Annotated in this window: 11 protein-coding genes and 3 pseudogenes; 9 read left to right on the top strand and 5 right to left on the bottom strand. The window is 64.8% G+C overall.

Annotation, left to right across the window (positions count from 1 at the left end):
• Positions 1-36 precede the first annotated feature (36 nt).
• From NCR38_RS33380 to NCR38_RS33365, 4 genes are read left to right on the top strand one after another with little or no spacing between them, the layout of a single operon-like run.
• A complete protein-coding gene (locus tag NCR38_RS33380) occupies positions 37-1,701 on the top strand; it encodes a rhodanese-like domain-containing protein (protein ID WP_061116966.1) in 1,665 nt (554 codons plus the stop codon).
• Positions 1,698-2,891 carry an LLM class flavin-dependent oxidoreductase gene (locus tag NCR38_RS33375; protein ID WP_061116965.1) on the top strand — a complete coding sequence of 398 codons (1,194 nt, stop codon included), beginning with the start codon at positions 1,698-1,700 and terminating at the stop codon, positions 2,889-2,891. The genes NCR38_RS33380 and NCR38_RS33375 overlap by 4 nt, the downstream gene beginning before the upstream one ends.
• The gene (locus NCR38_RS33370; protein ID WP_061116964.1) at positions 2,888-4,225 is read left to right on the top strand and encodes an LLM class flavin-dependent oxidoreductase; all 1,338 of its coding nucleotides are present in this window, start codon (positions 2,888-2,890) and stop codon (positions 4,223-4,225) included. The genes NCR38_RS33375 and NCR38_RS33370 overlap by 4 nt, the downstream gene beginning before the upstream one ends.
• A gap of 22 nt (positions 4,226-4,247) precedes the next feature.
• Complete coding sequence (locus NCR38_RS33365) at positions 4,248-5,483, top strand: SfnB family sulfur acquisition oxidoreductase (RefSeq protein WP_061117254.1); 1,236 nt, start codon at positions 4,248-4,250, stop codon at positions 5,481-5,483.
• Positions 5,484-5,543: 60 nt separating this feature from the next.
• On the opposite strand, the gene NCR38_RS33360 is transcribed toward NCR38_RS33365, so the two are convergent.
• The 3 genes from NCR38_RS33360 to NCR38_RS33350 are packed head-to-tail and all read right to left on the bottom strand — an operon-like array spanning position 5,544 to position 8,242.
• A complete protein-coding gene (locus tag NCR38_RS33360) occupies positions 5,544-6,545 on the bottom strand; it encodes an ABC transporter substrate-binding protein (protein ID WP_061116963.1) in 1,002 nt (333 codons plus the stop codon).
• Between the two features lie 28 nt (positions 6,546-6,573).
• Positions 6,574-7,332, bottom strand: coding sequence for an ABC transporter ATP-binding protein (locus NCR38_RS33355; protein WP_061116962.1), 759 nt, complete (start codon positions 7,330-7,332; stop codon positions 6,574-6,576).
• A gap of 1 nt (position 7,333) precedes the next feature.
• The gene (locus NCR38_RS33350) at positions 7,334-8,242 is read right to left on the bottom strand and encodes an ABC transporter permease (RefSeq protein WP_061117253.1); all 909 of its coding nucleotides are present in this window, start codon (positions 8,240-8,242) and stop codon (positions 7,334-7,336) included.
• Positions 8,243-8,658: 416 nt separating this feature from the next.
• Between NCR38_RS33350 and NCR38_RS33345 the strand changes: the two are divergent.
• Both NCR38_RS33345 and NCR38_RS33340 read left to right on the top strand, forming a co-directional pair.
• Positions 8,659-8,901, top strand: a pseudogene (locus NCR38_RS33345) (ketopantoate reductase family protein); the annotation flags it as partial.
• Positions 8,886-9,020, top strand: a pseudogene (locus NCR38_RS33340) (CoA transferase); the annotation flags it as partial. The pseudogenes NCR38_RS33345 and NCR38_RS33340, both read left to right, overlap by 16 nt.
• 81 nt (positions 9,021-9,101) lie before the next feature.
• Here NCR38_RS33340 and NCR38_RS33335 read toward each other — a convergent pair.
• Complete coding sequence (locus NCR38_RS33335; RefSeq protein WP_250478510.1) at positions 9,102-10,523, bottom strand: aldehyde dehydrogenase family protein; 1,422 nt, start codon at positions 10,521-10,523, stop codon at positions 9,102-9,104.
• Between the two features lie 100 nt (positions 10,524-10,623).
• Here NCR38_RS33335 and NCR38_RS33330 point away from each other — a divergent pair.
• The 3 genes and pseudogenes from NCR38_RS33330 to NCR38_RS33320 all read left to right on the top strand — a co-directional run bounded on the left by NCR38_RS33330 (position 10,624) and on the right by NCR38_RS33320 (position 14,819).
• Positions 10,624-11,563: pseudogene (locus NCR38_RS33330) on the top strand (LysR family transcriptional regulator).
• A gap of 449 nt (positions 11,564-12,012) precedes the next feature.
• Positions 12,013-13,074: an ABC transporter substrate-binding protein gene (locus NCR38_RS33325; protein WP_061116959.1), complete on the top strand. Its 1,062-nt coding sequence runs from the start codon at positions 12,013-12,015 to the stop codon at positions 13,072-13,074.
• 20 nt (positions 13,075-13,094) lie between these two features.
• Positions 13,095-14,819, top strand: coding sequence for a GMC family oxidoreductase (locus tag NCR38_RS33320; RefSeq protein ID WP_061116958.1), 1,725 nt, complete (start codon positions 13,095-13,097; stop codon positions 14,817-14,819).
• Here the strand turns inward: NCR38_RS33320 and NCR38_RS33315 are convergent.
• The coding region (locus tag NCR38_RS33315; RefSeq protein WP_250478509.1) for an aldehyde dehydrogenase family protein at positions 14,807-15,308 on the bottom strand (502 nt) is incomplete at its 5' end. The genes NCR38_RS33320 and NCR38_RS33315 overlap by 13 nt on opposite strands.

Genomic DNA, 15,308 nt, shown 5'->3' with positions numbered 1-15,308 from the left:
TCGATACCGCTCCCTACTTTCAAGGACTTTTCTCTCATGTCCCGTTCCGTATCCGCCTCGCAGTTGCGCACGCTCATCGCTCAACGCTCCGAACTCGCCGTGCTCGACGTGCGCGAGGAAGGCGTCTGCGCGCGCAAGCGTCTGTTCTATTCGTCTGTTGCGCCGGTGGGCCGCATCGGCCTGCTGATCGATCGCCTCGTGCCGCGCCTTGGCACACCCATCGTTCTCGTCGATACCAGCGGCGAGTACACGCCGCGCGCAGCCGCTTTGCTCGAACGCTGGGGTTATACCGACGTCGCGATACTCGAAGGCGGCGTCGAAGGCTGGGCGCAGGCGGGCTTCGAAATTTTTTCGGGCACCAATGTGCCGGGCAAGGCATTCGGCGAAGTCATCGAGCACAAGCTGCATACGCCCAATATCGACGCCTTGACGTTGAAAGCCCGTCAGGATGCCGGCGACGATCTCGTCGTACTCGACTCGCGTCCGTTCGGCGAATTCAACACGATGAGCATTCCCGGCGGCATCGATTGCGCGGGCGCGGAACTCGTCTATCGCGCGCTGGCCACGGTGCCTTCGCCGGATACGCTGATCGTCGTGAACTGCGCGGGCCGCACACGCAGCATTCTCGGTGCACAGTCGCTGATCAATGCGGGCGTGCCGAACCCGGTCGCCGCGCTCACGGGCGGCTCGATGTCGTGGCTGCTCGAAGGCCTCGAGCTCGAACACGGCAAGATCCGCACGGCGCCGCGCCCCGAAGGCCAGGCGCTCGCGACCGCGCGCGAACTCGCCGCCGCCGCTGCGCGCCGCGCGTATGTGCCGGTCATCGACCGCGAGACGCTCGCCGCGCTCGAACGCGAAAGCGGCGAACGCACGCTGTATCGCTTCGACGTGCGCGATCCGCTCGAATATGAAGCGGGTCATCCGGCAGGCTGGCAGAACGCGCCCGGCGGACAGCTCGTGCAGGCGACCGACGAATACGTCGGCACGCTGCATGCGCGCGTCGTGCTGCGCGACGACGACGGCGTGCGCGCGCGCATGACTGCGTCGTGGCTCAAGCAACTGGGCTATCTCGATGTCCGCGTGCTCGACGATGCCGCGAGCGCGTCGCTCGTCGCGGAGCACGTCGAAGCCGGTGCGCAGGCCGTGCGCGTGCGTCCGCACGGCGCGCGCACGCGCTGGATAGAAGCCGATGCGTTGTTGCGCGAGATCGAAGCGGGCACGGTGCAGACCATCGATATCGACAGCAGCCTCGCATTCCGCCGCGCCCATGTGAAGGGAGCGCGCTTCGTCGCGGCGAGCGCGGTTCTCGCGCATCTGAACGATCTGCCGCGCGACACGCTGATCGTGCTCACGTCCGAAGACGGCGTGCTCGCGGGACTCGTCGCGGCAGAAATCGCGCAGACGCGCGGCGGCGTGTCCGCGCTGATCGGCGGCACGCGCCGCTGGCTTGCGCTCGGGCTGCCGCACGAGGCGGGCGACGCCGGCAACCTGACCGGCGACGACGACGCGTGGTACAGCCCGTATCACGCAGAGCCGGATCAGGTCGCCGCGCAAATGAACGCGTACCTCGCCTGGGAACTGCAACTCGTCGAACAGGTAAATCGCGACGCGATCGCGTCCATCGACGTGCTCGACTTCGAAACGTCCACCGCGCGCCGCAGCCGCGAACGGCTCGCCGAAATCGCGGGGCGTGCGGCATGAGCCCTGCGTTCGACGGCTCATCGGGCCCGGCGGACATCGAAGGCAGTCCGCTGCACGCGGCGTTCCAGCAGCCGCTGATTCTGGGCCTTTTTCTGCCGATCCAGAACGGCGGCTGGTCCATCTCGACGCTGCCGCGCGGCACCGACTGGCGCTTCGACTACAACGCGCGCCTGACGAAGCAGGCCGAAGCGCTCGGCTTCGATCTCGTCTTCGGACTCGCGCAATGGCTCGGCAAGAACGGCCACGGCGGCCAGATGAAGTATCGCGAGCAGTCGCTCGATGCGTTCATCGCGACGAGCGCGCTCGCCGCGATCACCGAGCGCATTCTGCTGATCTCGACGGTGCATGCGCTATACGGCCCCTGGCATCCGCTGCATCTCGCGAAGTTCGGCGCGACGCTCGATCACATCTCCAACGGGCGCTGGGGCATCAATCTCGTGACCGGCCACGTCTCCACCGAATGGGCGATGTTCGGCCAGCCGATGATCGAGCATGACGAGCGCTATGCACGCGCGGCGGAATTCGTCGGCGTGCTCGACACGCTCTGGCGCAGCGACGCGAACCTGACGATCCGCACCCCGCGCTGGCAGCTCGACGATGCCTTCGTGAGCCCGCGCCCGCGTTATCGCCGTCCGGTGCTGGTCAACGCGACCGGCTCGGATGCCGGCATCGACTATGCGGTGCGTCATTCGGACCTCATTTTCATCACGAGTCCGGCGGGCGCGGATTTCGACGACGCCATCGGCGCCTTGCCCGCGCATACCGCGAAGATTCGCGACGGCGCCGCGCGCGTGAAACGGAGCGTACGCACGCTGATCAACCCGACGATCGTGTGCCGTCCGACCGAGCGCGAGGCGCATGCGTACCGCGACGCCATCGTCGCGCACGCCGATGAAGGCGCGCTCGACGGCTTCGTCGGGCAAGGCAGGCGGAGCGACGCGCGAGCGTGGGCGAAGCACAAACGCGAGCAGCGCATCCTCGGCGGCAATCTGCATCTGATCGGTTCGCCCGAGCAGATCGTCGACAAGCTCGTCGCGCTCAAACGCGCCGGATGCGACGGCGTGCAATTGACCTTTTTCGACTTCGAACCCGATCTCGCCTATTTCGGTGAAGCTGTGCTGCCCTTGCTCGTAGAAGCGGGCCTGCGTCGCGACTTCGCTGGATCCAACTCTCTTCACACGACGACATGACCACCACGAGGCCGCGGCAACTTCATCTGAACACGAACATCACCGGCGTCGGGCGGCATCCGGCGGGCTGGCGCACGCTCGGCAATCCGCGTTCGATCATCGACCTGAACTTCTTCAAGGAGATCGCGGCGACGGCCGAGCGCGGCAAGCTCGATGCGGTGTTTCTCTCCGATACGCTGTCGCTGCGCAATCACGCCGAAGGCCCGTCGCAGGCGCTGGAACCGACCGTGCTGCTGACCGCGCTCGCGAGCGCGACGCAGCACGTCGGCCTGATCGCGACGGCATCGACCACGTTCAACGATCCGTTCAATCTCGCGCGCCGCTTCGCATCGGTCGATCATCTGAGCGGCGGGCGCATCGCGTTCAATGCGGTGACGACTTACGACACGCACGCCGCCGCGAACTTCAGCCACGAGATTCCGCTCTCGACCGAAGAACGGTATGCGCGCGCGCAGGAGTTCGTCGAGGTCGTGACGAAGCTGTGGGATAGCTGGGAAGACGGTGCCTTCGTGGCCGACCGCTCGTCGGGCCGCTATACGGATCCCTCGCGTGTGCATGCGATCGAGCATCGCGGCAAGTACTTTTCGGTGCGCGGGCCGCTGTCCGTGCCGCGCAGTCCGCAGGGACGGCCGGTGCTCGTGCAGGCCGGCTCGTCGGAAGGCGGCCGTGCGCTTGCCGCACGCTTTGCCGATGCCGTCTTTACCGCGCAGACCACGCTGCCGACCGCGCAAGCCTTCTATGCGGAGATGAAAGACCGCGTGCGCGCGCATGGCCGCGATCCCGATCATTTCCTGCTGCTGCCGGGGCTGTATCCGGTCGTCGGCGGAACGGAGCGCGAGGCGCGCGAACGCAAGGCCGAACTCGATGCGCTGCTCGATACCGATCGCGAAATCGCGCGGCTTGCGGGCGCGCTTGGCCTCGCGCCCGACGATCTGTCGATCGATGCGCCCTTGCCCTACGACCTCATCGGCAAGGTCGCGCGTTCGGACCTGCCACGCGGTTTCATCGACTCGACTGTCGCGCTCGCGAAGAGCGAGAACCTCACAGTGCGCGATCTGCTCGACCGTAACCCCGGCGCCCACCGGATGATCGTCGGCACGCCCGAGCAGATCGCCGACGATATCGAGCAATGGTTCGAAGCACGCGGCGCGGACGGCTTCAACCTCAACGCAGACGTGTTTCCTTCGGGCCTCGCCGCATTCGTCGATCACGTCGTGCCGATCCTGCAGCGCAAGGGCATCTTTCGCCGCGACTACGAAGGCACGACGCTGCGCGATCATCTCGGCCTGCCGCGGCCGGCCAGCCAGTATGCGTCGTCGGCGCATGCCGCATGAACATCGAAAGGACACGAACCGCATGACACAGGACACGCAACGCACGCGCGCGGCGCTTCTCCGCTCGGACGACGAAGCCATCGAAACCGCGCGGCGTCTCGCCGCCGAATTTGCCGTCGGCGCCGCCGCGCGCGATCGCGATCGCCGGTTGCCGCTAAACGAAGTCGAAGTCTTCAGCGCGAGCGGTTTATGGGGCATCGGCGTGCCGCGCGCATTCGGCGGCATCGATGTCTCCGTGCGCACCATCACGCAGGTGTTCGATACGATCTCAGCGGCGGATTCGTCGCTCGGGCAAATTCCGCAGAATCACTTCGCGACGCTCGAACGGCTGCGTCACGACGGCACCCCGAGTCAGCAGGACTTCTTCTTTTCACGCGCGCTCGCCGGGGAGCGCTTCGGCAATGCGACCGCCGAACCGGGCGACCGTTTGCCCTCGGAACACGAAACACGCGTGCGCCGCTGCGCAAACAGCGGCCGATTCGTGCTGACGGGGCGCAAGGTCTATTCGACCGGCGCGCTCTTCGCGCACTGGATTCCTGTCGCCGCGCGCGATGACGACGGCCTCCCCGTGACCGCCTTCGTCGCGCGGCATGCGCGCGGCGTCGAAGTCATCGACGACTGGTCGGGCTTCGGCCAGCGCACGACCGCGAGCGGTCAGGTGCGGCTCGACGAGGTCGAACTCGATGCGCTGCAGATCGTCGCGCGCGGACGGCATGCGAATATCGATGCGGCCAATGCCGTGTCGCAGGTGCTCCATGCGGCGATCGATCTCGGTATCGGCCGCGCCTCGCTCGATGAGACGAAGCGCTTACTGCACGCGCTCGCGCATCCGGCACGCGGCAGCGGGGCATCGCATGCGACCGGCGATCCGTACACGCTTCGCGACATCGGCGCACTGACGGTCGATCTGCATGCGGCCGAGGCGCTGACCGCGCGCGCCGCCGAGTCGATCGACCGGGCGCGCGACAAAGATGCGCCGCGCGAGGCCGTCGCCTTCGCCATCGTCGCGACGGCGGAAGCGAAGATCGTCACGACGCGTTTCGCGCTCGATGCATCGAACAAGCTGTTCGAGCTCGCGGGCACGCAATCGACGCTCTCGAAGCACAATCTCGACCGGCATTGGCGCAATGCGCGCACGCACACTTTGCACGACAGCGTGCGGTGGAAATATCACGCGGTCGGGCAGTATGCGTTGAACGATCTCATTTGCGATCCGTTCACTTACGCGAACCCATACACGAAGCTCGACAACGCCTGATGGTGCCGAAAGGACGAGCGGCGTGCCTCGATACCGGAGGCACGCCGTTTCTGCGAGGCTTCAGTGCGATGCGACGGCCTGCTTGTCGAACACCGGGTTGAACTCCACGTCCACCTTGATCTGATTCTTGATGTCGCCGGATTTGTAGAGCGTGTCCGCGATCTTCTGCTCGCGCGCCACCAGTTCCTTGTCGAGCGGATAGAACAGAGAACGGCCGTTTTCAGCGGAGAACTTTGCGCGCGCCGGGCTTTGCTTCATCTTCTCGAGATAGATCTTCTCGACTGCCGGCACGTTCTGCGCCCACCACGTCCACGAGTTCTTCAGGCGGCCGAGGAAGTCGCCGAGCGCCTCGCTCTTCTTCGGATCGCGCAGGACGTCGGTGCGTGCGGCGAACACGGACAACGCCGGAATTTCGAGTTCGTCGCTCTTGATGATGACGCGTGCATCGCCTTTGTCCACTGCTTCCTTGACCGGGCCGTAGCCGCCCGAATAGACCGCGACCTGCCCCGCATTGAACGCGGACGCGGATACGTTGCCGTCGCCAAACTTGACGGCTTCGAAGTCCTTGGGCTTGAGTCCGGCCTTCACATACGAGAGCACGTATTGCAGATAGTTGAAGCCACCGAAGTTATAGCCCCACGTCTTGCCCTTGAGATCGGCGAGGTTCTTGACGTCGGCGCTCTTGCGCACGACCGTGACGATAGGCGGATAGCTGTTGTCCGGATTGCGCCAGCCCGCGACGATCTGCAACGGCGCGGTCTCCGCGGTCCATGGCGTGCGCGCGTTGCCCTGTTCGATGATCAGCGACGTATCGCCCATCAGGCCGACGTCGAGCACCTTCGAATACAGTGCGGAGAGTTGCGCCGCCGGACCGGTCAGCACGGCCCATTTGACCTTGTACGGCGCACCGTCGAGCACGTGCGACGCTTCGACGATCAGCGGCCATGCGGCATCCTGCGTGCCGATTGTGAGCGTCAGCGGTTCGCCTTGCGCGAACGATGTCGACGACCCCGCGACGAAGCTCGTGACAAATAAAGCGATGAAGCGTTTCTTGAGGCGCATGAAGGTGGGATCCGAGTGGATGAAGTCTTTATGCCGCGTTTCCGGACGCGGCCTGCAATGCATCGTCGCCGACGCCGAGTTCCGCGAGCAGCCGCGCGCGCAACGCGATGGCCTGCTCGTCGCCGCGCGAACGGGGACGCGGAACATCGACCGTCACGTCCGCGCTGATCTCGCCCTGCGACAGCACGACGATGCGATCGGAAAGCAGAATGGCTTCGTCAATGTCGTGCGTAACAAGCACCACCGCAGGCGTATGCGCGAGCCACAGACGCGCGACGAGTTCGTACATGCGGATGCGCGTCAGCGCATCGAGTGCCGCAAACGGTTCGTCGAGCAGCAGCAGCTTCGGCTCGCGCACGAGCGCACGCGCGAGCGCGACGCGCTGAGCCTCGCCGCCGGAAAGCGTCTTCGGCCAGCCTTGCGCGTGGCGCGATAAGCCAACTTCGTCGAGCGCGGCGAGCGCGGACGGCTTCGCCGCACCCAGGCGGTCGTGGCCGATGACGACGTTTTCCCATACGCGCTTCGCGGGCACGAGACGCGGCTCCTGGAACACCACCGAGCGCGCCCCCGCGACGCGCACGCGGCCGCTGTCGGCGCGGTCGAGTCCGGCGAGGATGCGCAACAACGTCGTCTTGCCCGCGCCCGAGGCACCGAGCATCGAGACGAACTGGCCACGCTTGATGGCGAGCGAGACGTCCTTCAGCACCGCGCGCCCGGAAAACACGCGGCTCACGCCGTCGAGTTCGAGCGCGGATTCGCGCTGATGCAACGCGTCGAAACGTTCCATGTCACGCGAGTTCAAAACGCGGCCTCCACGGCAGAGCGAGATGTTCGAGCGCGCGCATCAAGAGGTCGGTGATAATGCCGAGCGCCGCATACACCAGAATGCCCGCGATGATGATGTCTGCGCGCTGATTCTGGTTCGCGTTCACGAGGATGTAGCCGATGCCGTTCTGCGCGTTGATCTGCTCGGCGACGACGAGCGCGAGCAAGGCGACGGCGCTCGAATAGCGCACGCCGACGAGGATCGACGGCAGCGCCGTCGGCAGAATGATGCGCAGCGCCACTTGCCGGCTGGACAGGCCAAACACTCGCGCCGCTTCGAGCAATTTCGGATCGACGCCGCGCACGCCCGCGTAGGTGTTGAGATACATCGGGAAGATCGTGGCCGCAAGAATCACCGCGACCTTGGCGCCTTCGCCGATGCCGAACCAAGTGATGAAGAGCGGAATCAGGGCAATGAACGGAATGGTGCGCAGCATCTGCAGCGGCGCATCGACGATCTCTTCGCCGACGCGCCACAGGCCCGCGAACAGGCCGGCCAAAAGACCGATACCGCCGCCGATGGCAAGGCCCGTCGCCGCGCGCACGAGCGACACGCCAATCGCGCTTTGCAGTTCGCCGTCCGCGATCAGTTCTTTCAGTGCCGCGACGATGACCGTCGGCGGCGGCAAGGTCTCGGGCGCGACGAGTTGCAGCGACGAGGCAAGCTGCCACAGGACGATCAACGCGAGCGGCACGCCGATACGCAGACCGCGCGAACGCAGTGCGCTTAACGCGAGCGCTCCTGGCTGCGCCGCTTCGCGGGTCGGCAGGTCGACGAGCGCGCGGGCATCGTTGGTACGCTTTTCGTCCCATTCGGAAGGCGCGCCGGCATCGAGCCGTAGCGCAGCAGAAGGATAGCGGGGCACGTTCATGGGCATGCGGGGCGGGGATGATCGGGAAAAGGTTGAACGAATGATGGTACGTTCGTCCCCACCCCGATCAAACGAAGCGTTTCCCGGATGCTATGCGCGCTTTTCCGAATAACTATTGCAGTTGAGAGACTTATGCGATCCGTTAGTCAGAAGTGCGGACGTTGGAACGAGCCGCGTTCTACGTCAGCAGCCAAGCGGATTGCTGACGTTGGCGGCGTGGCGCCGCAGGACTACAACTCCCGGCATCAGCGAGCTCACACTCACGCCCCCTTGCGGCCTTCCAGCATCAAACCTGCACAATGGCAGTTCAGGCGAAAGACATGGTGTTATCGCCCAATGCAATGATGTCATTGTAGCCATTGCATTGCCGATATGAACAGCAACTCGTATCGTGGACGCCATTCAAGGAGAGACCATTGAAGATTGCGATGCTGGGTGCCGGCGCACTGGGCTGCGCCATCGGCGCTGCGCTTACCGAAGCCGGTCACGAGACGTGGCTGCTCAACCGATCGGTCGCGCATGTCGAAGCCATCCGCCGCGAAGGTTTGCGGGTCGACGACGCCAACGGTTCGCGGCATGTCATGGTCCGCGCAACGAGACGCGCCGCCGAGGCCGGTACGGTCGATCTGGTCGTCGTGCTCGTCAAGTCGTTCCATACAGCCACTTTCTCGCGGGCCCGTACGTGGGGCGCTGCCTCGCGGCACCCGGCGCCGAAGCCATCAAGGTCGAGCGTCCCGGCAGCAAAGAGCCCCGGAACGTATACGGGCGCGGTCATAGCAAGGGCGGCGCGCATCGCACCTTGCTGGAACTGCCGCTTCTGCTCGGCGAGGAAACGGCGCGCGCGGCGTCGGGCTGAGCGCTAGCGGGCGCCAAGCAGCGCCTTCGGCTCGAGAAATGCCTCAATCCCAAACGCACCGTATTCGCGACCGATGCCCGATTGCTTGAAGCCGCCGAACGGGGCGGCGGGCTCGTGAGCGAGCGTGTTGATTAGCACGCGCCCCGCTTCGATGCGCGCGGCAACGGCGTTCGCGCGCACCGTGTCGGATGAGCACACGTAGGCTTGCAGGCCGTAGGGCGTGTCGTTGGCGATGGCGATCGCTTCTTCCGTGTCGCCATACGCGATAATCGACAGCACCGGCCCGAAGATCTCCTCGCGCGCAATGGTCATGTCGTTGCGCACGTCGCTGAAGAGCGTGGGACGCACGAACCAGCCCGCGCCCACGTTGTCCGGACGTCCCTCGCCGCCCGCAATCAGCCGCGCGCCCTCTTCGATGCCCATGCGAATATAGTGCTGCACGCGCTCCCATTGCTTGCCGCTGACCATCGGTCCGATGCCCGTGCGCGGATCCCGCGGATCGCCCGAGTGGATCTGCGCGACCGCGCGCACGATCTTATGCTCGAACTCCGCGAGCCGCGCCCGCGGCACCAGGATGCGGGTGCCCGCGATGCATGCCTGCCCGCTGTTCATGAAACCTGCATCGAGCGCGAGCGGCACGGCTGCATCGAAGTCCGCGTCGTCGAGCACGATCGTCGGCGACTTGCCGCCCAGTTCCAGCGTCACGCGCTTGAGCGTGTCAGCGGCGGTGCGCAGAATGGTCTTGCCGACGCGCGTCGAGCCGGTGAACGACAGCTTGGCGATATCCGGATGCGCGCTGATCTCCGCGCCGACAGTCTCGCCACGCCCGGTCACGATGTTGAACACCCCCGCGGGGAGCCCCGCGTCGTGCAGCGCCTCGGTGACCACGCGCGTCTGGATCGCGCTCATCTCGCTCGGCTTGACGACCGCCGTGCAGCCGGCCGCGAGCGCCGCCGCGAGTTTGCCGCAAATGAAGCCCGCGTCGCTGTTCCAAGGCGTGATCAGCCCGGCCACGCCGAGCGGCTGCATCACCACCCTGGCGGTTCCCGCCTCACGGACGAACGCGTAGTCTTCGAGCACGCTAGCCGCCTCGATCAGCACGTTGCTCGCGTGCCGCGCCATCCAGCGCCCGCGCGATACCGGCGCGCCATACTCCTCGACGATCGCCTCGAAAAGCGCATCTTCTTTCGCTACGACGGCGGCGTGCAGGCGCTTGAGCATGTCGATGCGCTCGCGCCTGTCCGTGCGGGAGAACGCTGAAAATGCCCGCTTCGCCGCCGCGACGGCGCGGCGCGCGTCTTGCGCGTCGGCGAGCCGCACGCGGCCGATCACACGCTCAGTGGCGGGATTGACGAGGTCGAAAAGCTCCTCGCCGTGCGGCGTGACGAAAGCGCCGTCTATATAGATTCGGTCGATGATCTGCATGATTCGTTTCGTTAGTCATTAACTTGAAACGAAGATAAGGCGTTTCGATTAATTCGACTAGCCGTACAATCCGGCATGACCTATTGAACGATTTAGCACAATGAAGACCTCTGGAATGGGAGAGCTCGAAGCGGTGCTGGCGGTCGCGCGGCATCGCAGCTTCCGGGCGGCGGCAAGGGAGATGAGCATCTCGACGTCCGCGCTGAGTCACGCGGTCGCCGCGCTCGAGGCCCGCATCGGCGTGCGGCTCTTCAACCGGACGACGCGCAGCGTGTCGCTCTCGGAGGCGGGCGCGCAGTTCGTGCAGAACGTCGCGCCCGCGCTCTCGGCCATCCGCGATGCGCTCGATCAGGCGGGCAGCTTCCGCGACCAGCCGTCGGGCACCTTGCGCATCAATACATCAGCGGGCGCGGCGCGTCAGGTGATGCCGCTTGTTCATCGCATTCCTTCAACGCTACCCCGACATGAAGCTCGATATCGTCACCGAAGGCCGGCTCATCGATATCGTGGTCGAAGGATTCGACGCGGGCATCCGTCTGAGCGAATCCGTGCCGCAAGACATGATCGCGGTGCCGTTTGGCGAACGGCAGCGCTTCGCCGTAGTCGGCAGCCCGGACTATTTCGGCCGACACCCGCCGCCGCGCACGCCCGCGGATCTGGCGGCGCACCGCTGCATCCGCAGCCGAATGCCGAGCGGCTCCATCTACCAATGGGAGTTCGAGCGTCACGGCGAAACCTTGCGCATCCACGGCGACGGCACGCTCACACTCGACGAACCCGGCCTGATGCTCGCTGCAGCGCGCGCGGGGCTCGGGCTCGCGTACCTGACCGAATGGAACGTGAGCACGGAACTCGCGGCCGGAACGCTCGTGCGCGTGCTGGAAGATTGGACGCCGCCCCTCGACGGGCTCTGCCTCTACTTTCCCGGACGGCGCCACGTGCCAGCCGGGCTGCGAGCGCTGACGGACATGATCCGCGAATATGCCGAAGCGAATCGCAAGCGCGCGCCGAGCGCGCGCCAGCGTCCCGCGCGACGCTGATGGCGATGCACCGCGCTGCTGATCGGGGAGCGCTAGCAGAAACCCATCACTTCGTTCGGCGCCCGCTGGGGCAATCTCTCGATCCCGGCGTGATTCTCTATCTGCCGGTCGCCCGGGAATCCTAGCCTCGGCGAGACTAGCGCGAGCAATTCGATTCAACGTTGCACGGGCATCAGTTTGTCTATTGCGTGTTACACGGAAGCGCAAAGCAATCTCGACAGAGCAAGGCGACAGTTGCGCCAAACGTCTTCTTAAGGCGCGACGGGATGCGACCATTGCACTGACATAACATCAGGTCATGGTCGCTCCAACAATTCCGGCGTTGCCGCCGCGTATTTGACTCAATATATTTTTAGTCATCCACGCGCCGTCCTCGCTTTCGGTCGAAGCAAGCGGGATCGCGCGATCCGCAAGACATCCGCTTCAACCTTGTCGAGGAAAACGCCGTGATGAACATTGCAAGGTTCCGTTGCACGCACTTCCCCGTTCGCCCGCTCGCCATGACGTTGCTGCTCTCCATCGCAAGTGCGGCGCCCGCATCCGCGGCGGGCAAGATCACGTTCGTGTCGCAAGGCGGCGCGTATCAGGAAGCGCAGACCAAGGCGATTCTCGACCCCGCCGCGAAACAGCTCGGCATCACGATCAATCAGGACAGCATTCCGGACGCGTGGCCACAGATCAAGGCGCAAGGCGCGACGGGCAAGCCGATCTGGGACGTCGTCGATACGCCGCCTTCCAACTGCCTGCGCGGCGGACGAGAAGGTCTGGTGGAAAAGCTCGACTTTTCGAAGATTCCCAACGCGGCAACGGTCCCGGAGAAATACCGCACGCCTTATTCGGTCGCGTACGAGTTCTATTCGACCGTCATCGGCTATAACAAGAAGACGCTCAAGAAGGTGCCGCAAAGCTGGAAGGACTTCTGGGACGTGAAGAACTTTCCCGGCACGCGCGCGCTGCGCAACGATCCGATGACCGTGCTCGAAGCCGCGCTGCTCGCCGATGGCGTGCCGCGCGACAAGCTCTATCCGCTCGACGTGGACCGCGCGTTCAAGAAGCTCGAAGAGATCAAGCCGAACATCACCGTATGGTGGACCTCGGGCGGACAGTCCGCGCAATTGCTGCACGACGGCGAAGTCGATATGACGATGATCTGGAATGGCCGCGCAAGCGCCGTGATGAAGGATGATCCGGACGTCGCCTTTACGTTCAACGACGGCATTCTGCAGAACACGCAGCTTTGCATCCTGAAGAACGCGCCGAATCTGAACGATGCCGTGCGCTTCCTGAACGCGGCCCTATCGCCGGAATTGCAGGCGAATCTGCCGCTGTATATCGACTACGGCCCGGGGAATCCGGCAGCATTCAAAACCGGCAAGATCACCGACAAACGCGCCGCCGAATTGCCGAGCGCGCCAGCGAATGCGGCGAAGCAGGCGCTGCTGTCGGAGGATTGGTGGGCGTCGGAGCCGGGCATTCAGGCGAAGGCGCGTTGGCTCAAGTTCATGCAGTAGTGCGGCTTTGAGTGCCTCACGTGTTCGACTATCTTATTCTGGGGGGCGGCTCCGCTGGTTGCGTGCTGGCCGCGCGCCTTTCCGAAGATGCGCGAGCGAGCGTATGCCTCGTCGAAGCGGGCCGCGATATCTCCGCGCACACGATGCCCGATGCCATTCGCAGCCGTTATCCGGGCCGCGCGTATCTCGACGCGCGCAACATCTGGCAAACGTTGAAAGCGCGCATGAGCCGCAGCGCCGCCATGCGACGCTACGAACAGGCACGTCTTCTGGGCGGCGGCTCGGCCATCAACGCACTGATGGCCAATCGCGGCGCTCCCGCCGACTACGACGAATGGGAAGCGCTCGGCGCATCGGGCTGGAACTGGCAAACATGCCTGCCCTACTTTCGCGCGCTCGAAACGGATTGCGACTTCAGCGGCGCATTGCACGGCAGCGATGGCCCCGTGCGTATCCAGCGAACGGCATGGCCGCGCATATCGCCATTCGTGCGCGCGGTCCTTGGCTCGCTTGCCGAAAGCGGTCATGCATTGCACGATGATCAGAACGGGCCCTGGCAAGACGGCACCTTCATCGGTTCGATCGCGGTCAGTGCGCAGGGCGAACGCATTCCGACTTCAGTCTGCTATCTAGACGATGCCGTGCGCGCACGCAGCAACCTGACGATACGCACCGGCGAAGTCGTCGAGCGCATTCTGTTCGACGGCAAGCGTGCAATCGGCGCGCGCATCGTGAACGCGCACGGCACACGTGAAGAACTGAAGGCGCATCGCGTGATCGTATCGGCGGGTGCGATTCATAGTCCTGCATTGCTGATGCGAAGCGGGATCGGTCCCGCCGATGAACTCGCCTCGCTCGGCATCCATGTACTCGCTGATCGTCCGGGCGTCGGGCGCAATCTGATGGAGCATCCGTCGATTGCCGTGTCCGCATATCTCCCGCGCGCAGCGCGCACGCCGTTTCCGGACGAACATCACGAGCAGGCGATCGTGCGCTTCTCTTCCGGCTTGCCGAATACCGTTCCAGGCGACATGCATGGCGCGATCCTGTCGCGCTCTGGCTGGCACTCGGTTGGATATCGACTGGGAACGATCTTCTTCTGGGTCAACAAGTCGTATTCGCGCGGGCGCGTGACGCTTGCGTCAGCGAGTGCATTCGATGAACCCGATGTCGATTTCGCCATGCTCTCCGATTCGCGCGATCTCGAACGGCTCAAGCTTGCGTTGCGCTTCGGCGCTTCCGTTTTGTCATCGCCATCGATGAATGCGTATCGCGATGCGATCTTTCCGTCGAGTTATTCGCCACGCGTGGCCGCGGTGGCTGTTCCGGGAACATGGAACGCGGTGCAGCGCGGCGCGTTGAGCGCGTTGCTCGATCTCGCGGGACCGTTGCGCGGCCGGTTGATCAAGCATGTCGTGACGCAGGGCGTGACCATCGACGAACTGCTCGAAGACGATCACGCGATGACGGCGTTCGTGAAGCGTTCGGTGGGCGGCACCTGGCATCCGTCGGGAACGTGCCGCATGGGGGCATCGAACGATCCGTTGGCCGTAACTGATGCGCGCGGCGCGGTTCATGGCATAGAAGGCCTGTACGTGTGCGATGCATCGCTGATGCCGTCGCTTCCGTGCGCGAACACAAACGTGCCGACGATCATGATCGCGGAACGCGTGGCGGATGTGTTGCGTGGCACGGCGCGTGACGGACGCGAGCCGGCAACGCACATGCCCGACTACGCCCCGTAACCGACGATCCCCTTTACTTCGAGAAACGCCTCCAGTCCCCACTCGCCATATTCGCGCCCATTGCCCGACTGCTTGTAGCCACCGAACGGCGAGCCCGCATCCCAGACCGGATAATTCACGTAGACGCTGCCCGCGCGCATTTTCATGGCCACGCGCCGCGCACGTTCCTGATCCTTCGACTGCACATAAGCCGCGAGTCCGTAAGGCGTGTCGTTGGCGATGGCGATCGCGTCTTCCTCATCGCGATACGGCATGATCGCGAGCACCGGGCCGAAGATTTCCTCGCGCGCAATCGTCATCGACGGATGCACGTTCGCGAACACCGTCGGCTTCACGTAATAGCCGCGTTCGAGTCCATCGGGACGTCCGGGGCCGCCCGTCACCAATGAAGCGCCCTCTTCGATGCCGATGCCGATCAGCCGCTGCACACGCCCGAACTGGACATCGCTGACCACGGGGCCCATCGTCGTCGCCGGATCGCCGGCCGGT

Source organism: Caballeronia sp. INML1 (assembly GCF_023631085.1).
GTDB lineage: Bacteria > Pseudomonadota > Gammaproteobacteria > Burkholderiales > Burkholderiaceae > Caballeronia > Caballeronia turbans.
Note: the sequence above shows the minus strand (reverse complement) of the source record. Positions and strands in the feature narration are given on the sequence as shown.